General features: G+C 58.9%; 14 protein-coding genes and 1 riboswitch. Of the genes, 4 read left to right on the top strand and 10 right to left on the bottom strand.

The genetic code is table 11. The features are described from left to right. On the bottom strand, positions 1-246 hold a 246-nt coding region (locus ACEQWH_RS03745; RefSeq protein WP_370228375.1), incomplete at its 3' end, for a 3-hydroxyacyl-CoA dehydrogenase NAD-binding domain-containing protein. 467 nt (positions 247-713) lie between these two features. Continuing rightward, positions 714-1,631 carry a 3-keto-5-aminohexanoate cleavage protein gene (locus ACEQWH_RS03740; protein ID WP_370228374.1) on the bottom strand — a complete coding sequence of 306 codons (918 nt, stop codon included), beginning with the start codon at positions 1,629-1,631 and terminating at the stop codon, positions 714-716. A gap of 78 nt (positions 1,632-1,709) precedes the next feature. Between ACEQWH_RS03740 and ACEQWH_RS03735 the strand changes: the two genes are divergently transcribed. Next, positions 1,710-2,702, top strand: a complete 993-nt coding sequence (locus ACEQWH_RS03735; RefSeq protein WP_370228373.1) for a GlxA family transcriptional regulator — start codon at positions 1,710-1,712, stop codon at positions 2,700-2,702. 15 nt (positions 2,703-2,717) lie between these two features. Here ACEQWH_RS03735 and modC read toward each other — a convergent pair whose 3' ends face one another. The 8 genes from modC to cobO all read right to left on the bottom strand — a co-directional run bounded on the left by modC (position 2,718) and on the right by cobO (position 8,554). Continuing rightward, positions 2,718-3,803, bottom strand: a complete 1,086-nt coding sequence (gene modC / locus ACEQWH_RS03730; protein WP_370228372.1) for a molybdenum ABC transporter ATP-binding protein — start codon at positions 3,801-3,803, stop codon at positions 2,718-2,720. Beyond that, positions 3,803-4,504, bottom strand: coding sequence for a molybdate ABC transporter permease subunit (gene modB, locus ACEQWH_RS03725; RefSeq protein WP_370228371.1), 702 nt, complete (start codon positions 4,502-4,504; stop codon positions 3,803-3,805). Before modB ends, modC begins: the two co-directional genes overlap by 1 nt. Further along, positions 4,501-5,220: a molybdate ABC transporter substrate-binding protein gene (modA, locus tag ACEQWH_RS03720; protein ID WP_370228370.1), complete on the bottom strand. Its 720-nt coding sequence runs from the start codon at positions 5,218-5,220 to the stop codon at positions 4,501-4,503. The genes modB and modA overlap by 4 nt, the downstream gene beginning before the upstream one ends. 102 nt (positions 5,221-5,322) lie before the next feature. After that, positions 5,323-6,771: a cobyric acid synthase gene (locus tag ACEQWH_RS03715; protein ID WP_370228369.1), complete on the bottom strand. Its 1,449-nt coding sequence runs from the start codon at positions 6,769-6,771 to the stop codon at positions 5,323-5,325. 9 nt (positions 6,772-6,780) lie between these two features. Then, positions 6,781-7,125, bottom strand: coding sequence for a Lin0512 family protein (locus ACEQWH_RS03710; RefSeq protein WP_370228368.1), 345 nt, complete (start codon positions 7,123-7,125; stop codon positions 6,781-6,783). Continuing rightward, positions 7,122-7,463 (bottom strand): Lin0512 family protein, encoded by a 342-nt coding sequence (locus tag ACEQWH_RS03705; RefSeq protein WP_370228367.1) that lies wholly within the window; start codon positions 7,461-7,463, stop codon positions 7,122-7,124. Before ACEQWH_RS03705 ends, ACEQWH_RS03710 begins: the two co-directional genes overlap by 4 nt. Beyond that, positions 7,460-7,933, bottom strand: a complete 474-nt coding sequence (locus ACEQWH_RS03700; protein ID WP_370228366.1) for a metal-dependent hydrolase — start codon at positions 7,931-7,933, stop codon at positions 7,460-7,462. Before ACEQWH_RS03700 ends, ACEQWH_RS03705 begins: the two co-directional genes overlap by 4 nt. Before the next feature lie 3 nt (positions 7,934-7,936). Further along, positions 7,937-8,554, bottom strand: coding sequence for a cob(I)yrinic acid a,c-diamide adenosyltransferase (gene cobO / locus ACEQWH_RS03695; RefSeq protein ID WP_370228365.1), 618 nt, complete (start codon positions 8,552-8,554; stop codon positions 7,937-7,939). A 37-nt stretch (positions 8,555-8,591) separates the two neighbouring features. Next, positions 8,592-8,811: riboswitch (cobalamin riboswitch) on the top strand. Between the two features lie 79 nt (positions 8,812-8,890). On the opposite strand from cobO, the gene ACEQWH_RS03690 reads away from it, so the two are divergent. The 3 genes from ACEQWH_RS03690 to ACEQWH_RS03680 form a co-directional block, all read left to right on the top strand. Next, positions 8,891-9,268 carry a DUF1636 family protein gene (locus ACEQWH_RS03690; RefSeq protein WP_370228364.1) on the top strand — a complete coding sequence of 126 codons (378 nt, stop codon included), beginning with the start codon at positions 8,891-8,893 and terminating at the stop codon, positions 9,266-9,268. A gap of 5 nt (positions 9,269-9,273) precedes the next feature. After that, positions 9,274-10,356: a cobalamin biosynthesis protein CobW gene (gene cobW / locus ACEQWH_RS03685; protein ID WP_370228363.1), complete on the top strand. Its 1,083-nt coding sequence runs from the start codon at positions 9,274-9,276 to the stop codon at positions 10,354-10,356. Between the two features lie 4 nt (positions 10,357-10,360). Beyond that, positions 10,361-11,792 (top strand): cobaltochelatase subunit CobN (locus tag ACEQWH_RS03680; RefSeq protein ID WP_370228362.1); only part of this gene is annotated, 1,432 nt, incomplete at its 3' end.

Here is an 11,792-nt window from a genome sequence, read left to right as displayed (position 1 = left end):
TTGGATCCAGCTCGCACCCGCAACCGCCTCTGACATCGTGTCATGAAAGCTCAAACGCCCTTCTGGCGGCAGGGCGGTGTCAGACAAACCCGGCAGCGATCGCCGCGCATTGTCCAGAACTTCGCCAATCTTGCGTTCGGCATCTGGATCCGGGTCAAAGACCCTGACGTCCCACCCATTCAACAAAAAACGCGCGGCCCAACCGCCGCCAATCACGCCACCACCAATAATCGTTGCGATGTTCATGTCAGTATTCCTATCCAAGCCAAGAGCCACAACGCCCCCAATGTCAGCCCGCTCGAGGTCAAGGCCAATGTTCTGGCCGAGGCCCAATGTCTGACAAAACCAAACACTGATCCTACACCCATCAAAACCCCGACGAGGACTGCGCTTCCAACAAGCACTCGAACTTGTCCAATCCCCGCCATTTGATCTTGCAACAGGACCGCGCAAATCGCGCCTCCCACTATCAGCACCACAGCACAAGCGGGCAATTTCCACCCACCACCTGAGGCTTGAAGATAGGTCACAAGACCAACGATTCCGGCCAAAGCAAACGTCACAATGAATTCCTTGAAATACGTCTAATCAGTCATTTGACCAAAGGTCCCAGACGCTTGCGGAAAATCAACCCTGCTTTTCACCACTTTTTCTCTTGCCACAAATACCCCTGGAGGTCTGGGGGCTGGCCCCCAGTCCGTCCTAAGATCAGGCTATTTCGCCACCGGTGCGCGCTTGGTCAGACCAAGTTTCGCCCGCACCTCATCCGGCCCGATCACCCGAGCACCCATGTTGGACACAACGGTATTGGCGCGTTCGACCAGTTGCCAGTTTTCGGCCAGCACACCTTTTTCAAGCCACAGATTGTCTTCCAGTCCAACCCGCACGTTGCCGCCCGCAAGCACAGCGGCAGCAGCATAGGCCATCTGGTCACGCCCCAGCGAAAAGGCCGAGAAGGTCCAGGTGTCGGGCACGTTGTTCACCATCGCCATAAAGGTGTTCAGATCATTTGGCGCGCCCCAAGGTACACCCATGCACAGCTGCACCAGGGCGTCGGGCTCAAGAATGCCTTCCGCAACCAGTTGCTTGGCAAACCACAGGTGGCCTGTGTCAAAGGCTTCGATCTCGGCCTTCACGCCCAGATCCGTCATCATCTGCCCCATGGCGCGCAACATGCCCGGGGTGTTGGTCATCACATAGTCAGCCTCGGCAAAGTTCATCGTGCCGCAATCCAGCGTACAGATTTCTGGCAGACATTCCGCAACATGCGCCACACGTTCGGTCGCGCCGATCATGTCGGTGCCGGCGGCATTTACCGGAAAGGGGTTTTCCGTATCGCCAAACACGATGTCGCCGCCCATGCCAGCGGTCAGGTTCAGCACCACGTCTGTCTCGCTGTCCCGGATCCGGTCCGTCACCTCGCGGTACAGCCCAAGATCGCGGCTGGGGGCGCCGGTCTCTGGATCACGCACGTGGCAATGTACAATCGCCGCGCCGGCTTTGGCGGCTGCAATCGCGCTCTCTGCGATCTGCTTGGGCGAGCGTGGGACATGCGGGCTGCGGTCCTGAGTGCCTCCCGAGCCGGTGACGGCTGCGGTGATAAAGACCTCGCGGTTCATGGACAAAGGCATAGGTGATTCCTCTATTTGGTCTTTTGCCACTATGCCTTGCTTGCGCAACCACACTTTTCACAATACGAAATAAAATTGATGAAACCCGCAAGAAACCTCTTTGTTCCAAATCCAAACCCATTGGATACGGTGGTTCTGGTTCTGGACCAGTGCAACACGCTGTCTTTTGCCGCCGCGACAGATCCCATGCGTGCGGCCAATCGAAAGTCGGGGGCTTCGCTGTTTCGCTGGCGGTTTGCGACCGCTGAGGGCAGCGCTGCGAACCTGACGACAGGTCTGACGGTCACGGGCCCTCCTATTGCCAGCATTGCCTCTTGCGACCTTTTGATTGTTGTGGCGGGCTTTGATCTTGCCAAACATGCCACGGCACGATTGTCGGCCAGCCTGCGGCGTCTGACCCAGCAGGGCACCGGTATCATTGCGATTGACGGAGGCCCCTGGCTTTTGGCCAGCGCGGGTCTGTTGAACGGGCATCAGGCCACCACCCACTGGGAAGACCTTGAGGCCTTTACGTCAAAGTTTCCGGAAGTGGAAACCAGACGGGATCGCTATTGCCTGTCACCGCCTTTTGCAACCAGCGGCGGCGCGTCCCCGGCGATTGACCTGATGTTGAACCTGATCGCCATCCGCTGGGGCGGAGATCTTGCGCGGCGCACCGCGGCAGCATTCCTCTATGATCCAGTTCCAGAAGGGCGATGGCAAACGCCCAGTTCGCTGCCCCGCGATCCCCGGCGCCCTGCAGTCGTCACCCAGGTCTTGGATCTTATGGCCCAAACACTGGATGACCCGCTCTCTATTCAGTCGCTTGCGGCGCGAACCCATCAGTCGCCGCGGCGTCTGGAACAGCTGTTCGCGGAACACGTGGGACAGGCTCCTCAAAGCTATTATCTGCACCTGCGTCTGACCGAAGCCCATCGGCTTGCGACCGACAGCCCGATGTCTGTGCGTGATATTGGCTTTGCGACCGGATTTGGCAGCCTCGCGAGCTTTTCACGTGCATTCAAAGCGCAGTTTGGCCAATCGGTCAGCGCGCTGCGACGCGGCAGCTCTGTTGGTACGAACCGCAAATAGCGCGTCAATCGCCGGTCAGGTGCCGATGTCGGCCTGCGCCACAGAGACGGATTTCACCACCGCAAAAAGCGTCTGCCCCAGCTTCAGATCCATCGCTTTTGCAGATCTGCGGGTGATCCGAGCCAACAGATGATCTTCCCCGCATTGCAGCCGTACCAACATACCCGGCCCCTGCCCGTCGCGCAGATCGCTGATCTTGGCTTTAATGACATTTAGCGCAGAAATGCCTTCGGGCCGGCTGAGCGACAGCATCACATCCGTGGCTTTGATCCGCAGCCGCACCGTATCGCCCGTTTGCGCGGCGACTTTGGGCAAGTGCAGGACCGCCCCGCCGCCTTTGAGTTCAGTCAATCCATCTGGATGATGCGCAATAACTTTCGCGCGCAAAACCGCGCCCGTTTCGCGCAGGCCAAGCACAGAGGCCGCGCGTGTGTCGGAAAACACCTCTTCGACCGAACCGGTCTGGGCGACTTTCCCGTCCTTTAGCAAAACGACCTGATTGGCCAGTCGAACAACTTCGGACACAGAATGGCTAACATAAAGCATCGCAATTCCGGCGTGATCCCGCAGCCGTTCCAGATAGGGCAGAATGTCTTCCTTGCGAGCAGCATCCAGCGCGGCAAGCGGTTCATCCAGCAGCAGAATTTCAGGTTTCGACAAAAGTGCCCGCGCCAGTGCTACTCGTTGTTTTTCACCACCCGACAACGCGCTTGGACGGCGTTCCAACAGATCATCAAGCCCCAGCATCGCAACGATCTGGTCCTGATACGCCGCATCCAAGGCCTGCCCACGCGCCCGAGGCCCAAAGCTGAGATTTCGTGCCACGCTCATGTGGGGAAAAAGCCGTGCTTCCTGAAACACATAGCCAAGGTTGCGCTTTTGCGGCGCGAGGTTGATCGATGTCGAGCTGTCAAACACCGTGCGGCCGTTGATTTTGATCTGCCCTGCATTCGGGCTCAGCAGGCCTGCTACAGACTGAATGATCGTTGTTTTGCCCGCACCCGATGGCCCAAACAACGCGGTCACGCCTTCGTCAGCATGAAAGCTGACGTTCAGATCAAAGCCCTGAAACCGGTGAGCAATATCCACAGTGACCGACATCACACGCTCCCGTTTCGAGCACGTCGCGCTAGAAGTTCTGACACGACCAGCGCTATCACGGCGATGAGGGTTGAGACGATGACCAACCTAAAGGCCATCGGCTCTTCGCCCGGAATTTGCAGCATCGCGTATATTGCAGAGGGCAAGGTCTGGGTCTGGCCTGGGATATTAGAGACAAACGTGATGGTCGCGCCAACTTCACCGAGTGCTTTGGCAAAGGCCAAAACAGCGCCCGCGATGACACCGGGCAGCATCAAAGGCAGCGTTACCGTCATATAAATCCGGGCGCGACTGGCACCCAAAGTGGCCGCGGCCTGTTCCAATTTTGGGTCCACGCTCTCAAGCGCCAATCGGATGGCCCGCACCATCAGCGGAAAGCCCATGATCGCGGCAGCCAGCGCCGCGCCTGTCCAGCGAAACGCCAGCAGCAAGCCAAAGCTTTGTTCCAGAAACTGGCCCACAGGGGCGCGCCTGCCAAAGGTCACAAGCAACAGGTAGCCCGTGACGACTGGCGGCAGCACCAAGGGCAGATGCACCACAATATTCAAAAGCTCGCGCCCCCAGAACCGTTTGCGCACCAACAGATGCGCCACCCAAAGCGCCAGCGGCAGGCTGAGCAGCGTGGCCCAAAGGCTCACCCAGATCGACAAGCGCATCGCCGCGAAGCCCTCGGGGCCAAGAAACTCGGCAAGCCAGCTCATTCAGGCACGTCCTGAAACCCGTGCTCTCGGAAAATCTGGCGCGTCGCCGGGCTAAACAAGTAGTTTACATAGGCCTCTGCTTCGGCGGCATCCGAAAGATTGGCCAAGCGATAGGTGATCGGACTGTGATCTTGTGGCGCAAACCGATGCAGCACAGTCACCCGAGGATCAGCAATGGCATCGGTGGCATAGGTCACCGCATAGGGGGCCTCGCCCAAGGCCACCAACCGAAGCGCTGCGCGCACATTATCCGTTTGAAGTATCTTGCCCGCCAGCGATTCCCAAAGCCCCAGCGAGGTCAGCGCTTCGCGGGCATAGATCCCTGCGGGCACCGAACGGTCATGGCCAATGGCAAGAAAGTCGTTATCCAGCAGATCCGGCAGGGTTTTCAGGTCAAAATCAGGCTGATCCGTTGTGCCGATCAAAACCAGCGTGTTGCTCAAAAAATCCTGCGATGTGAACGTGTTGGTACTGCCCTGATCCTGCAGCCACGCAACCCACCGTGTGTTTGCCGACAAAAACACATCCGCCGGCGCGCCTTGTGCGATCTGCCGCGCCAGAGCCGCGCTGCCCGCATAAGAGACGGTGACCTGCGTGGGCGCTCCCTGATTCACGTCGTCCAGAACTCCACGCAAACTGGCGGCTGCAAAGACCGTGATCTCGGCTTTGGCGGCCGGAGCAAGACAACAAAACAGACAGAGAAGAGTGCGCAGCATAAAGACGTCCGAAGTTCGCAGCGACTATGGGCGAGGTCGCAGGCCGTGGCAAGTTCCGAGCGCCCCCTGCGACACAGGCACCCCTAACGTCGCGCGGCGGCCCTATTGCGCTGCAGCCAGCAGACCGTCGACGTCCATATGGGTTTCGATGTGATCCGCCAGCGCTTCTAGCGTCTCTTCAACGGTCTGATCATAGCTGCTGCCCGAGCTTTTCGCGCCCAGCGCCTGCAGAAACGCCGCGCGAAAACTGTCGTCACGGAACATACCATGCAGATAGCTGCCCTGGATTTTCTGATCCTGACTGCACGCCCCTTCCGGCCGATTGTTCACCGAGGCAAAGGCGCGCTCACGGTCTGGCCCATCCGTGCGCCCGATATGGATTTCATAGCCCGAAAAATCATTACCAGAGGCCGCGTGTTTCGCGGAGACTTCGGTCAGGCTTTTGTTCGGCGTCATCACGGTCTGCACATTCAGCAAGCCCAGCCCGTCGGTATCGCCCGCTGGCCCCTCGATCCCGTCAGGATCCGAAATCTTTGTGCCCAGCATTTGATAGCCGCCACAGATCCCCAGCACATGACCGCCGCGCCGCACATGCGCCGCCAGATCTACGTCCCATCCCTGCGCCCGCAGGAATTGAAGGTCGCCTATGGTGGATTTGCTGCCGGGAATGATCACCAGCGTGGCACCGCCCGGAATGGCTTGCCCCGCCCGCAACATGGTCAGCGTGACACCCGGTTCCTGCGCAAGCGGATCAAGGTCGTCAAAATTCGCGATACGCGACAAGCCCAGACAGACGATGTGAACCTCGCCCGTGGTCTCGGATCCGCGCAGGTCCAGCGCGTCCTCGGCGGGCAGCTTCCAAGCATCTGCGAAATAGGGCAGCACGCCAAACCCGGGCCAACCGGTGGTCTCTGCGATCAGTGCATAGCCATCGTCAAACAGACTGGGATCACCGCGGAACTTGTTGATCATAAACCCTTTTACAAGCGCTGCATCCTCAGCCGAGATCACCGCCTGCGTCCCGACGATCTGCGCAATAACACCGCCTCGATCAATGTCGCCTGCCAAAATGACCGGCGTGTCTGACGCCTGAGCAAAGCCCATATTGGCGATGTCGCCCGCCCGCAGATTGACCTCTGCGGGGCTTCCAGCGCCTTCGACGATCACCAGATCATGCTGGGCTTTCAGCTGATGAAAGCTTTCCAGAACAGAGGTCATCAACTGTGGTTTCAGCTTGGCATAGTCCCGCGCTTTGGCTGTGGTCAGACGTTTGCCCTGTACCACCACCTGCGCGCCGACATCGGTTTCCGGCTTTAGCAAGACGGGGTTCATATGCACGGTCGTCGGCAGCTTGCACGCCAGCGCCTGAAGCGCCTGTGCGCGGCCGATTTCGCCACCATCTGACGTGACCGCGGCGTTGTTTGACATATTCTGAGGCTTGAATGGGGCCACGGACAGCCCACGCCGCAACGCGGCCCGGCACAGGCCCGCCACCAACATGGACTTGCCGACATTGCTGCCGGTGCCCTGGATCATGATGGCCTTGCTCATACCCTGCCCCTACGCCTGTTTGGGCAGAAAGGCTTCGACTGCAGCCGAGGCGACCACAGCAACACCGCCCGTGTCAGGATTGGTGACATTCATACCGCCAAACACGGCCCGCACAGTCGCACGGCCACGCGGCAGCAAGGGCACCAACGCGTCGCAATCCACAGCCTCAGGCTTTTGCACGCCAACAGTCACCTGCACCCGCATCTCTGAAGACGCGATGCCCAGGGCGTCAAACATCGGGATTGTCGAATGCCTGATGGCATCCTCGATCGCCCGCGCTGCGGCTTTGGTATAGTCCTGACCGTAAAGGGAATTTCCCATCCCCATCTCGATGATAAAACGCTGATCGCTCATGCTGCGGCCTCCACATCCAGCGCCACGGAAATCGCGACATTTGCCATCACGGTCGGATGTCCATCAGGCCTTGGGACATCAAGCCCGCCTTTGACCGGCACCACCGTGACCTGCCCATAGGGGAAAATCGCGGCAATCTTGTCTGTGTCGATTTGCTCAGGCGCAGCCACCGCGACCTCGACCGTGATCTGCATCTCTTCTTTGTCTTTGCCAAAGAGCTCTGCGAGGTTGATCGAATTGTGCCAGAGCGCGTCTTTCACAGCCCGCGTGGCGGCCTCGGTATAGTCTTGGCGGCGCAGAGAAGACCCCATGCCAAATTCAGTGAGGAGACGTTTCATGTCGAATTTCCTTTTGATCCGCGCCTGAAAGTGAAAATTGCGGCCGCGAGAATAACCAGAGCGATCTCTACTTTAAATGTCCAACGCGCAAGAAATGAGAGTATCCAGTGATCGTGTGTTGGCTGCACTTCGATTAACGTCGTGCCTGCATTTGAATATGGCCAAAACCACGCGACATTCCCAACGATCGTATCTAGACACAAGTGTATGAGGCCTCCAAGGCCAAGGCCGATAAGAAAACCAGATCGTAGAAGGAGGCCCAGCGCGCCTATCAAGGCCCAAACCACCGGTTTGTGCGTGATGTAGTGGTGGTGGTGCGTACTTTGGTTATCGACCAAATAGAACCACAAGATATCAATGTCAGGGCATACGCTCCCAATCAAAATGCCGGCACACAGATGCGTGGAATATCCCATTTTGCGGGCACCTATGGAGGCGAGATATCCTGCGGGTAGGTGACCGATGAACATGGATTAAAACTCCACCCCTTTCTGCGCCTTAATCCCGTCGCGGAACGGGTGCTTCACCAGCGTCATTTCCGTAACCAGATCAGCAGCCTCAATCAACTCGGGCTTGGCGTTCCGCCCCGTCAGGCAGACATGGGTCATCATTGGTTTCTCTTCCAAGAGAAACTCCACGACCTCGTCGATATCCAGATAGTCGTTGCGCAGCGCGATATTGATCTCGTCCAGCAGAACAAAGCGGTTGGTTTCGTCACGGATCAGCTCTTTGGCCTTCTCCCAACCGGCCTGCGCCTTGGCGATATCGCGGTCGCGGTCTTGGGTCTCCCAGGTAAAGCCTTCGCCCGATACAAAGAATTTACAGTCGTCTTTGAAATGGGTTTCCAGAAACTCGCGCTCGCCGGTGGCCCAGGCGCCTTTGATGAACTGCACGACCGCTGTTGGCATCCCGTGCGAGATACAGCGCATGATCATTCCGAATCCGGACGAAGACTTGCCTTTGCCGGGGCCTGTATGCACCATAATCAGACCTTTTTCCTCGGTCTTTGTCGCCATCAAACGGTCCCGCGCGGCCTTGATTTTCTTCATTTTCTCGGTGTGACGTGCAGCGATGTCGGCATCAGTACTCATGGGGTCGTCCTCTTAACTTGACTCGGGGGGCGTATGGGCGCATTTCCGTTCTGTTGGTTCCTGCAATAACGCAGGTGAAAAGGGAATGCGACATGGATTGCGACGCAATTCAAAGCGCAGCCGCCCCCGCGACCGTGAGCGGAGAGGGTTCTGGCAAACCACTGGCGAAAGCTGGGAAGGGCCAGACCTGACAAGCCCCCCGAAAGGGCGCTTGGTATTCGTAAGCCGGGAGACCTGCCAGCGCCAAAGACGTTAACCGGACGGGGTGTTCCGGTGTCGGGAACGCCTTAGTTGCCCGCCCCTTTCGCCCTTGTCCCTCCGGATTGGAGAGACATGATGCCTATTGCACCTGTAGAGGTTCTGGTCTGCTCGACCTGCCGCGCAGGCATGCCCACGGACCTCGAGGGCCCGCGCCCCGGCGCGCAGCTTGCCGAGGCGCTTCTGGCCAAAGACTGGCCTGCCCATGTAAGCGTAAAAACCACCGAGTGCCTATCCAACTGTGACAGCGGTTGCTCGATCGCCGTCCGGGGCGGTGCTGACCGCTGGACCTATGTCTACGGCAACTTCACCGGGGCTGAGGACGCCGATCTGGCCCACGAAGGGCTGGTGAAATACGCCGAAACCGAGGATGGCCTTGTGCCTTGGCGCGAACGTCCCGTTCATTTTCGTAAAAACTGCATCGCGCGGATTCCGCCGCTGAAACTGCCGGAGTAAGGCATATGAGCACTCTTGAGAAACTTCCAGTCACCGTGATCACCGGCTTTCTTGGGTCTGGTAAGACCACGTTGGTCAGCAAACTGATGCAAAACCCGCAAGGCAAGCGTTTGGCCGTTGTGGTGAATGAATTTGGCGATGTGGGCGTGGATGGCGACATTCTAAAGTCCTGCGCGATCCCCGATTGCCCGGCTGAGAACATCATGGAGCTTGCAAACGGATGTATCTGCTGCACCGTAGCGGATGATTTCATTCCAACCATCGAAGCTCTGATGAAGCTGGATCCGCGCCCCGATCACATCCTGATCGAAACCTCGGGTCTGGCGCTGCCGAAGCCGTTGCTCAAGGCTTTTGACTGGCCCGATATCCGCAGCAAAATCACTGTCGACGGCGTGATCGCGCTTGCTGACGCCGAGGCGGTGGCCGACGGTCGTTTCGCCAGCAATGTGGCGGCCGTGGATGCCCAGCGCGAAGCGGACGACGGTCTGGATCACGAAACGCCGCTGGCCGAAGTCTTTGGCGATCAGATTTCCTGTGCCGACATCATTCTTCTGACCAAGCCTGATCTGGCGGGGGCAGACGGTGTGGCAAAGGCCAAATCCCTGATCGAAGATCACGCGCCGCGCCCGCTGCCTGTGGTTGAAGTCGCAGAAGGCGTGGTGGACCCGCGTGTCATTCTGGGCCTGAACGCCGCGGCCGAAGATGATCTGGACAGTCGTCCAAGCCATCATGAGGATCATCACCATCACGATGATGACCATGACCACGACGATCACCACCATCATCACGATCACAGCCATGATGATTTTGACAGCATCGTGGTCGACATTCCCGAACAGATCGATGCAGCGACATTTGCGGCCAAAGTCGAAGCCATGGCGAAAGAGCAGAACATTCTGCGCGTCAAAGGCTATGCGGCGGTCGAAGGAAAGCCGATGCGCCTTTTGGTGCAGGCCGTCGGTGCACGCGTGCGTCATCAGTTTGACCGCCCTTGGAAGCCTGACGAGGTCCGGCAAGGCAAGATGGTTGTGATCGCGGAACATGACAACGTGAACCGCGCCGCCATCGAAGCCGCCTTCGCCAGCTAGCCCAATGCACGTCGTCTTTCGCGAAAGCCACGGGCTCGAGGAAACGGAAATGCCCTATGACGTCGGACAATCTCCGGCGGATTTGGTGGTATTGTCTTTTTCCGACAGTGACCTTGGCGCTTTCGCGGCTGGCTGGCACCGTGGCAAAGACGATTTGCCTTCGCTGCGTCTGGCCAATATTACGGCGCTTAAACACCCGCTGTCGGTCGACACCTATGTGGAAAACACGCTGGAGGGTGCCAAGGCCGTTCTGGTGCGGTTGATCGGTGGCATTCCATATTGGTCCTACGGCATTCAGCAATTGCAGGATCTGGCGCGCCGCAAGGGGATCGCCCTTGCTGTGTTGCCCGCCGATGGGCGCCCTGACACGCGGCTGGACGACGTGTCGACGCTGCCGAAATCTACGCTCGAGCGGCTGACGCATCTGTGCGACACCGGTGGCGCGGTTGCGGCGCAGGCGGCCCTGGCGCAGCTGGCGATTGCCGCGGGCATCTATGCAAAACCCGTGGTCGGGTCCAAGCAGCTGCCTGACTATGGCGGCTGGACGCCGGAACTTGGCGTATGTGATCCGGCGCATACAGGCGATGCACCGCTGGTGGTTCTGACCTTCTATCGCTCTTACGTAAGCTCCGCCGACTTGGCCCCGATTGAGACCATGTTTGCCGCCCTGCGTGCCCGTGGCTTTGACGTCTTGGGCCTGTTCGCCCCGACCCTGAAGCAACCAGAGGCCGCCCAGTGGATCGCAGACAAGCTGCGCAATCTGCAACCAGCCGCCATTGTGAACGCAACGGCCTTTTCCGGCAAAGGCATCGAGGGTGTCTCGCCCCTAGACGCAACCGACGCGCCGGTGTTTCAGGTGGCCCTTGCTACTTCTCGCAAAAAGGCATGGGCCGAAAGCGAACGTGGCCTCGCCCCTGCCGATCTGGCCATGCATGTGGTCTTGCCCGAAGTGGACGGCCGGCTTTTCGCAGGCGTCGCCTCGTTCAAAGAGCCGGGTAAGAAAGACCCGGATCTGCAGTATTCCCGCTTTGGCCACCGCGCGCACGCCGAACGCATCGAAGCTGTTGTGCAAAAGGTCGCCGCGTGGGTCGCGCTGGTCGAAACGCCCGCGTCTGAGAAGCGCGTCGGTGTGGTTTTGTCGACCTATCCGGGCGCGGATTGGAACATGGCACATGCCGTCGGACTAGACGCCTTGGCCAGCGCCGAAGCCATCATCGCTGACCTGACCGAGGACGGCCTCACCACGCAATCAGGCGACGCTGGCTGGCTAGGCGAAGCGTTGGGATCTCAAACCATTCGCTTTTCTCTGGAGGCTTATTCCGAGGCGCTGTCCCTCTTGCCGCAAGAGCTGCGCGAGGATGTGACTTCGGTTTGGGGCGCGCCAGAAGATGATGATCTGGTGCGGGACGGCGCTTTTGAATTCGCAGCCGTCTCCA

The organism is Cognatishimia sp. (genome assembly GCF_964229375.1).
In the GTDB taxonomy this organism is placed as follows: Bacteria; Pseudomonadota; Alphaproteobacteria; order Rhodobacterales; family Rhodobacteraceae; genus Cognatishimia.
Note: the sequence above shows the minus strand (reverse complement) of the source record. Positions and strands in the feature narration are given on the sequence as shown.